This is a genomic window from Stenotrophomonas sp. PD6 (assembly GCF_049199305.1).
Lineage (GTDB): Bacteria > Pseudomonadota > Gammaproteobacteria > Xanthomonadales > Xanthomonadaceae > Stenotrophomonas.
The window spans coordinates 74,641-89,173 of sequence record NZ_JBLZQD010000003.1; the positions used below are offsets into that span (position 1 = coordinate 74,641).

Sequence of the window (14,533 nt, forward strand, 5' to 3'; positions counted from 1 at the left end):
ATGGCATTCAGTAGTGGTGGTGGCAAAGGCCCCATGGCCGACATCAACGTCACGCCCCTCGTGGACGTGATGCTGGTGCTGTTGATCATCTTCATCGTTACCGCGCCGATCATGACGTACCCGATCGCCGTGGACCTGCCGCAGCGCGTGCTCAACCCACCGCCGCAGCTGGTCGAACCGCCGCCGCCGATTGAGCTGCGGATCGACGCCAGCAACCAGGTGACCTGGAACAACAGCCCGATCGCTACGGGCGAACTCCAGCAGCGCATGGAGCAGGAAGTGCAGCGTGACCCGACCAACCAGCCGGAACTGCACATCGACGCCAGCCCGGACTCCGAGTACGACGTGATGGCCAAGGTTCTGGCCGCCGCGAAGAACGCGCAGATGAAGAAGATCGGGTTCCAGCAGCAGTAATACGCAAGACCCAAGTCATGACGCGACTGGAAAGCGCCCCTGGAAACAGGGGCGCTTTTTTTGTTGCCGTTTCACACCCTTGACATCACCGGGCTTCCGTCCGACGATAACAGCGCGCAAGCAACATATAGCCGAGCTATTGCGCATCCCACCTGGTCACCAGGTCCCGGCCGGTCCGGGCATAACCAAGGGAATCGGACTCACGGAGCCTCGCCCAGCACTGCTGGCCGGGGCTTTCGTCTTTCAGGGGCTCAGTGCTTCCAGCACCTCCGCGAACCGCTGCGGATCGGGTTCGTCGCTCTTGTGCGCCCTCCCCCGCAGCACCTCTCCCAGCAGGAGGTTGAACGAGTAGCGGCCTTTGCCGGGGTGCCGCTTGCCAGGATCGAGCGGATACGCCGATTGAACCAGCAGCAGCACGCTGTTCGCACCGTGTCGGGTCCAGCGCTTGAGGTTGAAGAACACGCCGTAGCGCTCTCCATTGTCCAACTCCACGGCGACGTAATTGTCCGCGGAAGCGCGTTCACAGGATTGCCGTCCCTCGGCGACACTGCGAATGATCTGTGGAAGTCGCCGGGATAGTGCATAGCGCGCATGATCGAACGCGCGCGACTCCCGATTGTCCGAGATTGTGTCGTCATCGACGCCTCGGCGCTGCACGGAGAAGCAGTGGAGCCCGAAGCCCACGTGTAGAACCTCATCCCGGGCGGGGTGTCCCTTCCCTGCTGCAAGCAGGCAGTGCATCCGGAACGGATGCAGGTGATTGAGGCGAAATACCCGTCCCTGCTTATCCCTGTGTGGCATCCAGCGAATGAGTCCGCCTGCCCAGTTGACCGCCATCCCGTGCTCCGTCGACCCTGCCCAGCGGAAAGAGAGTCGCGGCATAGCCGCCAACACTGCAAGGCTAAAAAAGTCATCGCATGCGCCGGACACGCGCGTCCGGCTATCATCCGCGCATGCTCGCCACCTACCCCGCGCTCGCCGACTGGCTCCACTGGCTGGATGCCATTCCGCACCTGCGCCCGCTGCTCATCGCCGCCTACGTGCTGTACCTGCTGTGGCTGACCGGCTGGATCATGCTGCAGAAGCGCGAACCGGTGGCCACGCTCAGCTGGATCCTGTCGCTGGCCGCCCTGCCCTACCTGGGCCTCTTCATCTACTACCTGCTCGGCCCGCAGAAGGTGAAGCGGCAGCGGCTGCGCCGCGGTCGCGCCCGTTCCGGCATGGAGCACTACAGCAGCGTGTGCCCGCCCGATGCCGACTGCACCGAGCTGGCCAAGATCGCCCAGGCCACCACCGGCCTGGCACCCAGCTCGGCCACCGAGGTCGAATGGCTGGTGGATGGCGCCCAGACCTATGCGGCCCTGATCGCCGCCGTGGCCGAGGCCCGCGACCACCTACATGTGGAGTACTACATCTTCAACCCCGACCATGCCGGCACCGCCCTGCGCGACGCGCTGGTCGAGCGTGCCCGCGCGGGCGTGCGCGTGCGCCTGCTGCTCGATGCGGTGGGCTCTTCGGGCATCCGCAAGCGCTTCCTGCAGCCCTTGCTCGACGCCGGTGGCGAGGTCGCGTGGTTCCATCCGCGCCAGCTGCTCAAGCCGTTCAAGCGGCCGTGGTTGAACATGCGCACCCACCGCAAGCTGGTCGTGATCGATGGCCGGGTCGCCTTCACCGGTGGAATCAACATCACCGACGAAGAGGATGAGAGCCGCAACCCGGACGCCTACCGCGACCTGCACATGCGGCTGAAGGGCCATGTCGTGCGCAGCCTGCAGCTGGTGTTCGTCGAAGACTGGATCTATGCCACCGGTGAGCCGAAGGAACGCTTCGCCATCGCCCAGTTGTGGCCGAACGACGTGCCCAGCCGCCAGGAAGGTCCCATCAATGCCCAGGTACTCGTCTCCGGGCCCGATTCCTCCTGGGAGACCATCCACCGCCTGCAGGTGGCGGCCATCCATGAAGCGCGCGAGCGGGTCTGGCTCGTTACCCCCTACTTCGTGCCGGGCGAGGCCGCGCGCATGGCGCTGACCTCCGCCGCGTTGGGCGGGCTGGACGTGCGCCTGCTGGTGCCCAAGCTGAGCGACTCCTGGTTCGTCACCCAGGCCGCGCGTTCCTACTTCGACGAGCTGCTGCAGGCCGGGGTCAAGATCTACGAGTACGGCCCGCGCATGCTGCACACCAAGGCATTCATTGCCGACAACGACGTCTGCATCGCCGGCAGCGCCAACTTCGACCACCGCAGTTTCCGCCTCAACTTCGAGCTGTCGATGATGATCACCAGCGCCGACCGCGTGGCGGCGTTGGAAACGATCCTGGCCGCCGAGTTTGCCGCCGCCACCCCGGTGCGCAATGACCGCAAGCGGTCCCTGTGGCTGCACCGTGTTCCGGAGGCATTCGCCCGCCTGGCCTCCCCGCTGCTGTAACCCCGGCCACGTGGAACCAGTACGGGTGCCGGCGCTACACTGGGCCGGTCAACACGGGGAGTAATGACAATGTATTGGCTGTTCCTGTTGCTGGCCATCGGCTGCTTCGCCTTCGCCATCAAAACAACGTCCACCGGCATCATGCTGCTCTCGCTGCTGGGCGCGTTGCTGTTCTTCCTCGCCTGGGTGCGGGGGCGCTACGTGGCCGGGTTCGGCGACGCACAGAGCGGCATGCAAGGCGACATCCACAGCGTCATCGACCCCACCGAACTGCGCCGGCTGCGCGAGCAGGCCCAGGCCTGCCGCGACGCCGAGCGCGACGAGACCGATACTCCGTAAGCCCATGACCCAGCTCAGCGTCAACGTGAACAAGATCGCCGTCCTGCGCAACTCGCGTGGCGGCAGCGACCCGGACGTCCTGCAGGCCGCACGCGCCTGCCTGGACGCCGGCGCGCACGGCATCACCGTGCACCCGCGCCCAGACCGCCGGCATATCCACGCCGAGGACGTCATTGCGCTGTCGGCGCTGACCCGCGCACGCGGCGTCGAATTCAACATCGAAGGCAACCCCTTCGCGCCCCCGCGTGAGGGCTATCCCGGCCTGTTGCCGCTGTGCGCGCAGACCCGCCCGGCCCAGGCCACCCTGGTGCCGGACAGCGACGGCCAGCTCACCTCGGACCACGGGTTCGACTTCGGCCGCGACGCCGAGCGCCTGCGCCCGTTGATCGCCGAACTGAAGTCGTACGGCTGCCGGGTCAGCCTGTTCGTGGATGCCGGCAATCCGGACCTGGAACAGGCAGCCGCCATCGGCGCCGACCGCATCGAGCTCTACACCGGTCCGTACGCGGAAGCGCATGCGGCAGGCGACGCCACCGTCATGCTCGCCCTGTTCGCCGACGCGGCCCGCCGTGCCCAAGCGGCCGGCCTCGGCGTCAATGCCGGCCATGACCTGTCCCAGGAAAACCTCCGTGATTTCCTGCAAACGGTGCCGAACGTCCTTGAAGTGTCCATCGGCCACGCCCTGATCAGCGAGGCCCTCTACGCCGGCCTGGACACCACCGTAAAGGGCTACCTCGCGCTGCTCTAAGCAACGCAGCCGGAACCCGCCGCCCCCGTAACGCTGCGCAATCCTGGATTCGGCAATCCCGGACCCTGACGCCTCCGAGCGCTGCGCAACCCCGTAGCGCCGGGCTCTGCCCGGCCGCTCTTCGCGGCAAAATCGCCCCACCCGTCACCCCTGTGGATAACCCTGGGGAACAAACCCAAACGATTCAGCCGAAACCGAACGGCGCCACGGATTCCGCTTCCCTACGCAGCTGTGGTTAGTAATACTACTAACCCATGCGCACCCCGACGCCCACGCCCCGCCCCCACCGAACGTCTCATTCCATGAGACGTCGCAGCGATAGCCTCTGAAGATGGGTATCGCGATCAAGGGCCGAGGCTCCACCACACACCTGGCGGGCCGCTTCGAGGTCACCGTCAGCGAAGCGGTGCACGACGGCTGGGACCCCGACGACAGCGAAGAATTCGCCGCCCCGCGCCTGCGCACCGAAGTGCGCGCCGAAACCGCGCGCAGCATCATCAGCCGCAACAAATCCCCGGACGTGGGCTTCAGCCAATCGGTCAATCCGTACCGCGGCTGCGAGCACGGCTGCTCGTACTGTTTCGCCCGTCCGTCGCACGCCTACCTCAACCTCTCGCCGGGCCTGGACTTCGAAACCAAGCTGTTCGCCAAGACCAACGCCCCGCAGTTACTGCGCAAGGAGTTCTCGCGTCCAGCCTACGTGCCGCAGCCAATCGCGCTGGGCATCAACACCGACGCCTACCAGCCGATCGAGCGCAAGCTCAAGATCACCCGCCAGCTCATCGAAGTGATGCTGGAAACCCAGCACCCGTTCTCGCTGATCACCAAGAACGCCCTCGTCGAGCGCGACATCGACCTGCTCGCACCACTGGCCGAAAAGAACCTGGTCAGCGTGCACTTCTCGGTGACCTCGCTGGACCCGCACCTGTCGGCCAAACTGGAACCACGCGCCTCCGCACCACATGCGCGCCTGCGCGCCATGCGCCGCCTGCACGAGGCCGGCATTCCGGTGGGTGTCATGGTCGCTCCGGTGATTCCCTGGATCAACGACGCCGAACTGGAAGCGGTGCTCGAAGCCGCCCACGACGCGGGTGCGTCCACTGCCGGCTACGTGCTGCTGCGCCTGCCGTTGGAAGTGGCGCCCCTGTTCCGCGACTGGCTCGACACCCACCACCCCGACCGCGCCGCGCACGTGATGAGCACCATCAACCAGCTGCGCGGCGGCAAGGATTACAACAGCGAATTCGGCACCCGCATGCGCGGCGAAGGCGTCTATGCCGATCTGTTGTCCAACCGCTTCAAGCTGGCCCGCAAGCGCATCGGCTTCAACGCGCAGAACAGTCACTGGCCGAAACTGGACTGCACGAAGTTCGTGCGTCCGCTGCCGCCGCGAGAGGATTCGCCGCAGGGCCAGCTGTTCTGAGTGGCGCACGCCGCAAATGCCGCAAAACGCGACACACCACGCGCACGACGCCCACGATACGCACGACGGGGTAGAGCGGACTGTTAGTCCGCTGCTTGCGAAGTGCAGCGGACTAACAGTCCGCTCTACCCCGTCGCGATTCGCCGCCAACTGCGGTGCCGTTTGAACGACGAGCACGCGCGCATACGGCAGGTGAAACACAAGTCTCACCGACTTCACGGCCTCGCGCGCAGCCTCAAGGCCAGCTGCATTTGCAGCATTCAATTGGAACGCACTGCCCATGAGTAGCCGAATCGAGTATCCCGAACGCGGGGTGTTGGGGCCCGACATTGCCGTCGTCACCGAAACCTCCGTCATTGAGCCTGCTCCGGAAAGCGCCGTGTCCTGGGGCGCGATCCTCGCGGGCGCCATCGCTGCCGCTGCGCTTTCGCTCGTCCTGCTGATTCTCGGTATCGGCCTGGGGCTGTCCTCGGTGTCGCCGTGGTCTTTTGACGGTGTCTCCAAGGAAACCTTCGGTTGGGGCAGCATCGTCTGGCTGACCTTTACCGCATTGGCGGCCTCCGGCCTCGGTGGTTATCTTGCCGGTCGCCTGCGCACCAAGTGGACCCGCATCCACGGCGATGAAACCTACTTCCGCGATACCGCCCACGGCTTCGTTTCCTGGGCGGTGGCCACACTGCTCACCGCCGGCCTGCTGACGTCGGCCATTGGCGGCATTCTCGGTACCGGCGTCAAGACGGTGGGTGCCGCCGCAGGCGGCGCTGCGACTACGGCCGGCGTCGCTGCCGCAGGCGCCGGTACCGCGGCCATGGGCTCGGAAGAGGGTGACCTGAACTACTGGGTGGACTCGTTCTTCCGCAACACGTCGAACCCGGCCACTGCGCCGGCAGCGATGCCGGCCGATCCTGCTGCGCCGATGAACCCTTCGCCGATGACCGCTGGCGCTGAGCCCGGCACCGTTCTCCCGCCGCCGCGCCCGATGCCGCCACAGGGCCCGAGGCCGGGTCAGGGTCCGGGTGGGGATCGTCGCGAGGTGCGCGCTGAAGTGAACCGCATCATCGTCACCAGCCTGCAGTCCGAAGGGCTGAATCCGGCGGACAAGGCGTATCTGGCGCAGGTGGTAGCCCGCGAGACCGGCATGAGCCAGGCCGAAGCAGAGGCACGCGTCACCGACATCCAGACGCGCATGCGTGCCGCCCTGGAAGAAGCCAAGAACAAGGCCAAGCAGGTAGCAGACGACGCACGCAAGGCCACGGCCTATGCCGCGCTGTGGCTGTTCATCACGCTGCTGATCGGCGCCTTCTTCGCGAGCCTGAGTGCCACGTGGGGCGGCCGTCGCCGCGACCTGTAACTCCATCATCGAACAAGGAGACTGACCATGAAGACCTTGCTGCTCTGGGCGCTTGGCGTTCCGATTCCGCTGCTGATCCTGTACGCGATCTTCTTCTAAGCGTCGCAGCCGTAGAGACCATCAGGCCGCCAATTGGCGGCCTGATGCATTCCATGCAGTACCAGCGCAGTAGACTGGTGCCGCCTGAGCCACCGCCGCGGCGGTCTCTCGCAATTGAACCCCCACAGCGCAACCGGAATGCCTTTCAATGACCAAGATCCAATGGATGCCGTCGCTACGCGGCGCACGACTCAAGACCCTCGCCCCGTTGCTGGTGGGCGTACTGGCCGCGCCAGCGGCACACGCACTCGACGCCGCGCAATGGCAGGCTGCCGCGCCTGCCATCCAGGCAGCACTGGAATGCCGGGCCAAGCCAGACACTTCCGCTGCCGCGTGGAAGGCCCTGCCCCGCGACGAAACCGGCGCACTCAAGCCGATCAAACCGCCCGTGCCGTTTGCCGTGTTCGGCCTGCCGGTACGCGAGGTGTCCATCTTCATCGACCCGGACGGCGAGATGGGCGAAAGCTACACCGCCGATCTCAGCGCCACTGCTGCCGCCGTACGCAAGGCGGCCAAGCTCAACGCGGCCGGCGGACGTACCACAACGATGGGCGAGCTCATGCTTGGCGAAGGTGGCTCAGTGCAGCTGACCTGCACGGTCGCGGGCACGTACGATGAAAACGACTATCAGGAAAACTGAGCGCGCCATTCTTCAACGCATGCTCCGGGTTACACCGGAACAGCGCGCACAGGCCCTGAACTGCGGTGACCGGTTGCAGTCAATCATCGCGAAGGTGCCGGGGCCTGCTCCAGTGCCTGCACCGCGCGTGCAGAGGCAGCGACGTCACCGCTGTGGGCAAGCAGCTCGGCCACGTGCTGCAGCTGTGCGCGGCTCAGCCCAACACGCTGGCTGGCCGCCATATGCGAGCGCAGCTGCGCTTCCACACCCGGCATGGCGGCCAGTGCACCCACCGTGGCCAGTTCGCGGCTTTGCCAGTCCAGGTTGTCGCGCTCGAAGATGTCGCCGAACAGGTGCGTCTGCAGGTACTGGTTGATGACCGGAGCGAACGCCATGACCGGTCCCGCAACCGGTGCACCGGAAATGCGGGTCTGGTTGGCCGTACCCACCGCACGCAGCGCATCGCCCACCGGAATCTCGCCGCGCGGCGGCTGCCCTGGCGCGTCTTCAATGCCCTGCGCCTTGCGCGCCTCCACCACCGCCATCAACTCACCCAACGCGTTGAGGCTCTTCGGGAAACCGGTATAGGCGTACAGCTGCACCAGAACCTCTTTGGCTTCGCTGAGCGTCAGCCCGGCATCCAGCCCGCGGTGCAGGACCGCGTTGAGTTGCGGCATGTTGCTGCTGGCAACGGCGGCGGCAATCAGCGGTATCGCCTGCTGCCGGGCTGACAGCGCACCCGTAACCGGCGCGGCAATGGCCGCAGTGGCTTCGCGATACTGCTCATCGCTGACCTGCTCCAGCCAGGTCACCGTCGATCCCTCCAGCGCGCCGGTCACCGCCAGATGCGTCATCGCGCTGTGGGGTGCCGCACCGTGCCAATGCTTCACACCTGCGGGGCATACAACCACATCGCCGGGATGGATCTGCTGCACGGGCTTGCCCCATTCCTGCGTCAAGCCAACACCGGCGGTCACCACCAGGCGTTGGCCCGCCGGATGGGTGTGCCACGCCGAGTGCGCCCCGGGCTCGAAACTGACATACGCAGCCGTCACCGGAACACGCGGGTCCGCCGGGAACAGCGGATCCACCCGTACCGTGCCGACGAAGTTGGCCTCGGCGCCCGTGAGCGACGACTGCGTTCCTGCCCGGGTGATTCTCTGCTCAGCCGCTTCGGCAGCTTCAGCCGCGCCGGCAAACGGGGCGGCAACGCTCAGTGCAAGGCCGAGCAACGCTTTGGAACCGGCGGGCGTGCGGTCGGCGGTCATTGCGCCAGCGTCCGGCCGTAGAACGTGGCCAGCTTGCCCACCGCAATGTCCACATGGCGCGGCACCCAATAGGTTTCGATATGGGTGGCGCCGTCCAGCAATGCCAGTTCCTTGTCGGTGGTGCCGGTTGCCTTGGCGAAGGCGTCTTCGGTCATGTACAGGCTGTCGGCCTTGCTGCCGGCAATCATCAGCAACGGCTGGTTGATCAGCGCGATCTGGTCGGTGGCATCGAACCGCATCAGGTCCAGCAGGCTGCTGGTGGTGTAGCGGAACGTGGAATTGGGATGGGCATGGGTTTTCCCGTAATACGCGAACCCCTCCCGGTACAGGTCGTACGGCAGCGTGGCGATCTGTTCGTCGGTGAGCTTGGCATCGCCGGTGTACTGCACCTGGCCGCCGGCGGCCTCCTGCGCGCGCGCCTCCGACGCCTGCTGCAGGCGCTGCTGGAGGGTCTGAAGCTGCGAATCCACATAGCCGTTGCGACGCACCCGGCCGGAGTTGAACATGCTGATCGTCGCCACCGCCTTGAAGCGCTTGTCGGTCTGCGCCGCCGTCAGCGAATAGCCACCACCGCCGCAGATGCCCAGCAAGCCCAGGCGCGCGCTGTCCACACCGGCATAGCGGGTGATGTAGTCGGCCATGCCGTGGATGTCTTCGATGCGCAGCGCGGGCTTGTCCACACTGCGTGGCTGGCCGCCGCTGGCGCCCTGGTAGGCGGCGTCGGCGGTAATGGTGATGTAGCCCTGCTCGGCCAGGCGCTGCGCGTATAGACCAGCCACCTGCTCCTTCACCCCGCCATTGGGGTGGGCGACCACCACGGCCGGGTACTTTTTCGCCGGGTCATAGTTGGCCGGCGTGTACACGTTGGCCGCGATCTGGATGCCATCCAGCGGGTAGGACACCGGGTGGATGTTGACCTCGCCCGGTGCATTGCGGGTGATCGCGCCGTCGTAGGCCAAGGTGTAGGGGTTGAGCGTGTAGTCGGCGGCGGCGACGTTGCCGGCGGCCAGGCCGATTGTGAGTGCCAACAGGGTGGCGTGTAGCGTGTGCTTCATTGGGGGCTCCAACGGTCCGGAATCGTCCCCGCCCGGCGCGAAGGGCGCGGAGGCGTTCGTGGGGTCAGGACTAGAAGCTAACCGTCATGGACTGATGGAAACAGCGCATCAGCTGGATATCAGTCATGCACCAACGTTATGAATTGACACGCGAAGCGGTTCCCGTCGGCGTTCGCGCCGCCTTCACTCGCGCGGTAGCATTTTTCGGACATTGAAGGAGCGGTGCAACCATCAGGGAGAGCGCGCAACCCGCCAGCAACATGACGTGAGAGTCGAATCGGGGGATTCCATGGCGCCTGTTCTTTCCGGCCTTCAGGTGCTGATGGTGGATGATCACCTCGTGGTGGCTCAGGGCGTCCAGCGCCTGCTCAGAGGCAACGTACGCAGCGTCGATGTCGTGTTCTCAGGGGAGGACCTGCTGGCCGCGATGTTGCTCGCATCGCCCGATGTGGTCGTCCTGGACATCGGCTTGCCGGGCATTTCCGGCATACAGGCGCTGGAGGCGATGCGGCTCTTTGGCTTCCTTGTCCCCGTTGTCATGCTGACCATGTATGACGATCCTGCCCTCGCGCGCAAGGCAATCGCGGCGGGTGCGAAAGGGTACGTGCTGAAGCAGGCATCGGGTGACGAGCTGCTGACGGCAATCGAACACGCCATGCGGGGCGAGATGTTCATCAGCCAGGACGTGGCGGTGGCCATGAGCTATCGCCAGAGCGCGACACGCTTCATTCCCTCCGGCGCGCAGCTGTCCGTGTTGAAGCTGGCGGAGCGTGGCCTCTCTGCCAAGCAGATTGCCGCCGAACTGGAACTCTCACGCCGGACCGTGGAATCGCACAAGTACGCGTTGATGCAGCACCTGGGCGTGAACAACACCATCCAGCTCATCTCCCGTGCGAAAGCGGAAGGTTTCATCTAGGCGCCGGGAAGACGGGCTTCACAACGCCGCGCGCGCGGGCATGAAACTGCTCCGCATGGGCTTGGAAGGCAAAAGAAACCAACCAATTTGAGCTTGTCGCGAAGAGCGCGTTAGAGGCGTGCGCTAGCGATGGACTACTTCGGCATAGCCGCGCGTTTCCGGCTTCTCGAGCTGGGCCAATTCGGCTTCAGACGGTGGGTCACGCCACAACGTTCTCAGAGTGATCTGGCCGGGGATGGCTTCGATCCGGAGATGGACGCCCACTTCGAAGCCCAGCTTGCGCAGCCAGGTGCCGCGCAGCATCACGAAGGGAATGGGGCCGTATATGTCGCGGTCTTGATCGCAGGTCTGCGGGACTGCGCGCACGTTGTGGATGTAGCGCGGAGCGTAGCGCTGCTGGTGAGTAGTGGATTCGTCTTCGTGCCGTTTGGCCGGACTGGTTTTCATGAGGTGCCTCCCACGTTGAAGGGCCCTCGCCGGTGAGGGCGAGGGCGTCGGGAGGTCAAAAACCGCAAAAGGCAGACGGCGGGCGTATTCCCACATGAGGGTGTTGTATTAGCCACCCTCCCGACATGGGGCATCCAGATATTTTGCCTTTTTGGAGTTTTTGAGCTCCGTGGACCACCATGCCGACCGATGCGGAAGAAGCGAAGTCGATTGTTTCTTTTGAACTTTCGGATCAAGTAGGCGTTGCCTACTGCTTGACGCCATCAGCCCAGCATCAACCCGAATGCTGCCCAGTTGCGTGAACTGGTTGGCATTCCTCACGCGCCCCCGTGCAGCTTCTCCGCGCTCTGGAACAGGATCCAGCTTGTCGCAATCAACTAGTTTCCGCCCTGTAGGCGATGGGCTTCGGGTACAGCTTGCGGTAGCAACCGGGGAAGCCGCCCTCCGCCTGCCGCACACCACTGCAGATGAATGGCGCCCGGGCGCAATCAGCGCTCAATGATCGCCTTGATTGCCGGGTCGGTAGAGAACACAAACCGACTCTGGAACTGATCACCGGTACGCTCGATCGCCTCAATGAATCCGTACGTTTCAGCACCAGGATCTTCTTGCAGGTGGCCAAGCCAGGTGTCGTGATCCGCTATGGATCCCGCTGTTACAGACCCTATGCAAATGCTGAGGCCGCACGAAAGATTCTCCACGGCACCGTTCGTACCCACAGCGCGCTCAAGCGCACTGCGATAGTGCTTGGCAAGATCCTGCGCCTCCATGCTCCTGCTTTCGTCGCTGCTGATTCTTCGGAGTGCTTTGGAGAAGGCGTCTTGCGATTCCACTATCTCGTCAGAGATGGCGGCCGAAATCCCAGCCTCTTCGATCAATTCAGATTCGGTGGGAAGGTAGGTCGAGTCAGCCAGTGTCCTCGATTCCAGACTGGAGCCTGACGATGGTCGTAGGGTGGATCCCTCGGCCGACGTGCGGCGGTCCGTATTCTCCACCGGACGTTGTACTGCGTGCTCGCTACCGGGGTGCACTTCATGCCGAACTCCTCCTTTGGCGTCCACTGCCTGCACCGAACACCCCACACAATGCAGCAGTGCTGCGAGAAAGGCACAGCGCGCCAGCCCCTCGAACATAACGCTTCACCTTTTCAAAAAACTCACTGTCTCGCGGCATCAACTTTGGCAATGCCACGTCCAATTGCATCAAGGCGGAGCCGTAGACATCAGCTTCCGTCAGTGAGCATCGCCGCCTGCTTCGTCAGCGCGGACAAGAGTTCAATGAGATGACCGATTCATCACTCGTACTTCTCCTAAATCCACGAAAATGTGCAGCATGTGTGCGCTATCTCAGAACGCATGGGGCTGTGGGTTGCACGCTTTGACATGGCTAATCCACGCCGCGTATTCGTTCATATTCCAGATCATGACGATGAGGGCGTACACGCCCCGGTTCACGCGCCCCCATACAGCTTCTCCGCGCTCTGGAACAGGATCCAGCTTGTCGCAATGAACTTGTCCCCGCCTTGCGGGCGGTTGCCCCGGTGGGTGTGGGTGAATGCGGTGGGGGCGATCAGCAGGCTGCCGGTGCGCGGGGCGATCTTGCGGTCCTGGAACAGGAACTCCGTTTCGCCGTCCTCGAATTCATCATTGAGATAGAGCGTCCACAGCAGGTGCCGGTGCAGGGTTTCCCCGGCCGCGTCGCGCGGGTACAGCTCGCAGTGCCAGTACGGGTAACCGCCCTCGCCCGCCGCGTACCACTGCAGGTTGATGGCGCCCGGACGCAGGCAGGTGCGGGCCAGTTCGGACAGCGCGTTGTCGTCCATGCCGGGGAAATCTTCGGCCTTCAGGCGGCGGGTGGTGCCATCGTTGTCTTGCACCTGCAACATGAGTGGGGAGATCAGCGCCTGTGGATAACGGCGTAGATAAGTCAAAACCCCGCTGAATACTGCCTGCTGCAGCTGTATTTCCACCTGGCGCCACTCGGGGCGGCCACTGATGCGCAGATCCTTGCTGTGCTTGAGTTCCGGGAACACGCCACTTCCTACTTCGCCGGGCTCCAACTGTGCGCTGGCACGCATCTGGGCCCGAATGGCGGCGCAGGTTTCAGCAGGGATGGCGTTGTGGATTACTTCTATGAAGTCAGGCTGGGTTTCGGCCGTCATGGGGTCATCCGTGGGCATTTGACCCGATGGTGACCTGTGTTGGTGCAGGTGTCACCCCGTTGCCATGTGTGGGAACGGGGGATTTTTCAGAGGTGTGGCGTGCGTCGCGGTACGGCAGCGGACCAACAGTCCGCTCTACCCAGTCGCGTGTCCCCAATTGCGTGTCGCCCCGTCGTGCCAAGCCGTCCGGGGCGGCTGGCATCAGCCCTGCGCGTCGTGCTCGCGGTGGTAGCGGGTGGCTTCGGCTACTTCATTGCGCGAGCCGAGGAACACCGGCACCCGCTGGTGCAGCTGGTCGGGCTGGATGTCCAGGATGCGCTCGCGCCCGGTGGTGGCGGCGCCGCCGGCCTGCTCCACCAGCAGCCCCATGGGATTGGCTTCATACATGAGGCGCAGCTTGCCGGCCTTGGTGGGGTCCTTCTTGTCCCACGGGTAGATGAAGATGCCGCCGCGGGTGAGGATGCGGTGCACGTCGGCCACCATGCTGGCAATCCAGCGCATGTTGAAGTTCTTGCCGCGCGCGCCTTCCTTGCCTTCCAGCAGGTCCTGCACGTAGCCCTGCATGGGCGCTTCCCAGTGGCGCTGATTGGACATGTTGATGGCGAATTCCTGTGTGTCCGCCGGAATCTGCATGTCCGGCGTGGTCAGCACGAACTCGCCCTTCTCGCGGTCCAGGGTGAAGGCATGGGTGCCGTGGCCCACGGTGAGCACCATCTGGGTGCTGGGCCCGTAGATGCAGTAGCCGGCGGCCACCTGGCTGGTGCCCGGCTGCAGGAAGCTGGCGTCGTTGGGCTGTTCGGTGCCCGGCGGGCAGCACAGCACGGAGAAGATGGTGCCGACCGAGACGTTCACGTCGATGTTGGAGCTGCCATCGAGGGGGTCGAACAGCAGCAGGAAGTCGCCGCGCGGGTAGGTGTCCGGCACGGGCTGGCAGTGGTCCATTTCCTCGGAGGCGCAGGCGGCGAGGTGGCCGCCCCAGGCGTTGGCTTCGAGCAGGATCTCGTTGCTGATCACGTCCAGCTTCTTCTGCGCTTCGCCCTGCACGTTGCCGGTGCCGGCCTCGCCCAGTACGCCACCCAGCGCGCCCTTGCTCACCGCGATGGAGATGCTGGTGCAGGCACGGGCAACAACGGCGATGAGCTGGCGCAGGTCGGCGTTGATGCGGCCGGCGTGCTGCTCTTCGATGAGGTACCGGGTAAGCGACGTACGGGACATGGAATGGCTGCCACAGACATTTGGGGGCCGTATTGTGGCCCGTTCGGCAGGGCAT

At 64.7% G+C, this 14,533-nt stretch carries 15 protein-coding genes and 1 pseudogene; 8 read left to right on the top strand and 8 right to left on the bottom strand.

What is annotated here, in order from left to right:
• Positions 1 to 414, top strand: coding sequence for an ExbD/TolR family protein (locus tag ACOZHM_RS06130; RefSeq protein WP_421568202.1), 414 nt, complete (start codon positions 1 to 3; stop codon positions 412 to 414).
• Between the two features lie 243 nt (positions 415 to 657).
• Here the strand turns inward: ACOZHM_RS06130 and ACOZHM_RS06135 are convergent, their stop codons facing one another.
• Positions 658 to 1,251 (bottom strand): hypothetical protein, encoded by a 594-nt coding sequence (locus ACOZHM_RS06135; protein ID WP_421568204.1) that lies wholly within the window; start codon positions 1,249 to 1,251, stop codon positions 658 to 660.
• Between the two features lie 116 nt (positions 1,252 to 1,367).
• Between ACOZHM_RS06135 and cls the strand changes: the two genes are divergently transcribed.
• The 6 genes from cls to ACOZHM_RS06165 all read left to right on the top strand — a co-directional run bounded on the left by cls (position 1,368) and on the right by ACOZHM_RS06165 (position 7,437).
• The gene (cls, locus tag ACOZHM_RS06140) at positions 1,368 to 2,837 is read left to right on the top strand and encodes a cardiolipin synthase (protein ID WP_421568205.1); all 1,470 of its coding nucleotides are present in this window, start codon (positions 1,368 to 1,370) and stop codon (positions 2,835 to 2,837) included.
• 69 nt (positions 2,838 to 2,906) lie between these two features.
• Positions 2,907 to 3,176, top strand: a complete 270-nt coding sequence (locus tag ACOZHM_RS06145; protein WP_421568207.1) for a hypothetical protein — start codon at positions 2,907 to 2,909, stop codon at positions 3,174 to 3,176.
• A gap of 4 nt (positions 3,177 to 3,180) precedes the next feature.
• Positions 3,181 to 3,924, top strand: coding sequence for a pyridoxine 5'-phosphate synthase (locus tag ACOZHM_RS06150; protein ID WP_421568208.1), 744 nt, complete (start codon positions 3,181 to 3,183; stop codon positions 3,922 to 3,924).
• A gap of 331 nt (positions 3,925 to 4,255) precedes the next feature.
• Entirely contained in the window at positions 4,256 to 5,347 is a 1,092-nt protein-coding gene (locus ACOZHM_RS06155) for a PA0069 family radical SAM protein (protein WP_421568210.1), read from the top strand.
• A 280-nt stretch (positions 5,348 to 5,627) separates the two neighbouring features.
• A complete protein-coding gene (locus tag ACOZHM_RS06160) occupies positions 5,628 to 6,698 on the top strand; it encodes a hypothetical protein (protein ID WP_421568211.1) in 1,071 nt (356 codons plus the stop codon).
• 247 nt (positions 6,699 to 6,945) lie between these two features.
• Positions 6,946 to 7,437 carry a hypothetical protein gene (locus ACOZHM_RS06165; protein WP_421568212.1) on the top strand — a complete coding sequence of 164 codons (492 nt, stop codon included), beginning with the start codon at positions 6,946 to 6,948 and terminating at the stop codon, positions 7,435 to 7,437.
• Positions 7,438 to 7,520: 83 nt separating this feature from the next.
• On the opposite strand, the gene ACOZHM_RS06170 is transcribed toward ACOZHM_RS06165, so the two are convergent.
• From ACOZHM_RS06170 to ACOZHM_RS06180, 3 genes and pseudogenes are all read right to left on the bottom strand, one after another.
• The gene (locus tag ACOZHM_RS06170) at positions 7,521 to 8,174 is read right to left on the bottom strand and encodes a carboxymuconolactone decarboxylase family protein (RefSeq protein WP_421568611.1); all 654 of its coding nucleotides are present in this window, start codon (positions 8,172 to 8,174) and stop codon (positions 7,521 to 7,523) included.
• 12 nt (positions 8,175 to 8,186) lie between these two features.
• Positions 8,187 to 8,684 (bottom strand): annotated as a pseudogene (locus ACOZHM_RS06175) ((R)-mandelonitrile lyase); the annotation flags it as partial.
• The gene (locus ACOZHM_RS06180; protein ID WP_421568213.1) at positions 8,681 to 9,739 is read right to left on the bottom strand and encodes an alpha/beta hydrolase; all 1,059 of its coding nucleotides are present in this window, start codon (positions 9,737 to 9,739) and stop codon (positions 8,681 to 8,683) included. The pseudogene ACOZHM_RS06175 and the gene ACOZHM_RS06180, both read right to left, overlap by 4 nt.
• 289 nt (positions 9,740 to 10,028) lie before the next feature.
• Between ACOZHM_RS06180 and ACOZHM_RS06185 the strand changes: the two genes are divergently transcribed.
• Complete coding sequence (locus ACOZHM_RS06185) at positions 10,029 to 10,655, top strand: response regulator (RefSeq protein ID WP_421568215.1); 627 nt, start codon at positions 10,029 to 10,031, stop codon at positions 10,653 to 10,655.
• A 123-nt stretch (positions 10,656 to 10,778) separates the two neighbouring features.
• Here ACOZHM_RS06185 and ACOZHM_RS06190 read toward each other — a convergent pair whose 3' ends face one another.
• The 4 genes from ACOZHM_RS06190 to ACOZHM_RS06205 all read right to left on the bottom strand — a co-directional run bounded on the left by ACOZHM_RS06190 (position 10,779) and on the right by ACOZHM_RS06205 (position 14,478).
• Positions 10,779 to 11,102 carry a SymE family type I addiction module toxin gene (locus ACOZHM_RS06190; RefSeq protein WP_421568217.1) on the bottom strand — a complete coding sequence of 108 codons (324 nt, stop codon included), beginning with the start codon at positions 11,100 to 11,102 and terminating at the stop codon, positions 10,779 to 10,781.
• Positions 11,103 to 11,590: 488 nt separating this feature from the next.
• Complete coding sequence (locus ACOZHM_RS06195; protein WP_421568219.1) at positions 11,591 to 12,235, bottom strand: hypothetical protein; 645 nt, start codon at positions 12,233 to 12,235, stop codon at positions 11,591 to 11,593.
• A gap of 317 nt (positions 12,236 to 12,552) precedes the next feature.
• Positions 12,553 to 13,263, bottom strand: coding sequence for a 2OG-Fe(II) oxygenase (locus tag ACOZHM_RS06200; RefSeq protein WP_421568221.1), 711 nt, complete (start codon positions 13,261 to 13,263; stop codon positions 12,553 to 12,555).
• 201 nt (positions 13,264 to 13,464) lie between these two features.
• Positions 13,465 to 14,478: a class 1 fructose-bisphosphatase gene (locus tag ACOZHM_RS06205; protein ID WP_421568222.1), complete on the bottom strand. Its 1,014-nt coding sequence runs from the start codon at positions 14,476 to 14,478 to the stop codon at positions 13,465 to 13,467.
• Positions 14,479 to 14,533 lie beyond the last annotated feature (55 nt).

Excerpts from the sequence above, each read along its gene's own strand:
- cls (WP_421568205.1), top strand. The coding sequence starts at position 1,368 with ATGCTCGCCACCTACCCCGCGCTCGCCGACTGGCTCCACTGGCTGGAT.
- ACOZHM_RS06145 (WP_421568207.1), top strand. The coding sequence starts at position 2,907 with ATGTATTGGCTGTTCCTGTTGCTGGCCATCGGCTGCTTCGCCTTCGCC.
- ACOZHM_RS06150 (WP_421568208.1), top strand. The coding sequence starts at position 3,181 with ATGACCCAGCTCAGCGTCAACGTGAACAAGATCGCCGTCCTGCGCAAC.
- ACOZHM_RS06180 (WP_421568213.1), bottom strand. The coding sequence starts at position 9,739 with ATGAAGCACACGCTACACGCCACCCTGTTGGCACTCACAATCGGCCTG.
- ACOZHM_RS06130 (WP_421568202.1), top strand. The coding sequence starts at position 1 with ATGGCATTCAGTAGTGGTGGTGGCAAAGGCCCCATGGCCGACATCAAC.
- ACOZHM_RS06155 (WP_421568210.1), top strand. The coding sequence starts at position 4,256 with ATGGGTATCGCGATCAAGGGCCGAGGCTCCACCACACACCTGGCGGGC.
- ACOZHM_RS06190 (WP_421568217.1), bottom strand. The coding sequence starts at position 11,102 with ATGAAAACCAGTCCGGCCAAACGGCACGAAGACGAATCCACTACTCAC.
- ACOZHM_RS06195 (WP_421568219.1), bottom strand. The coding sequence starts at position 12,235 with ATGTTCGAGGGGCTGGCGCGCTGTGCCTTTCTCGCAGCACTGCTGCAT.
- ACOZHM_RS06200 (WP_421568221.1), bottom strand. The coding sequence starts at position 13,263 with ATGACGGCCGAAACCCAGCCTGACTTCATAGAAGTAATCCACAACGCC.
- ACOZHM_RS06135 (WP_421568204.1), bottom strand. The coding sequence starts at position 1,251 with ATGGCGGTCAACTGGGCAGGCGGACTCATTCGCTGGATGCCACACAGG.
- ACOZHM_RS06165 (WP_421568212.1), top strand. The coding sequence starts at position 6,946 with ATGACCAAGATCCAATGGATGCCGTCGCTACGCGGCGCACGACTCAAG.
- ACOZHM_RS06205 (WP_421568222.1), bottom strand. The coding sequence starts at position 14,478 with ATGTCCCGTACGTCGCTTACCCGGTACCTCATCGAAGAGCAGCACGCC.
- ACOZHM_RS06185 (WP_421568215.1), top strand. The coding sequence starts at position 10,029 with ATGGCGCCTGTTCTTTCCGGCCTTCAGGTGCTGATGGTGGATGATCAC.
- ACOZHM_RS06160 (WP_421568211.1), top strand. The coding sequence starts at position 5,628 with ATGAGTAGCCGAATCGAGTATCCCGAACGCGGGGTGTTGGGGCCCGAC.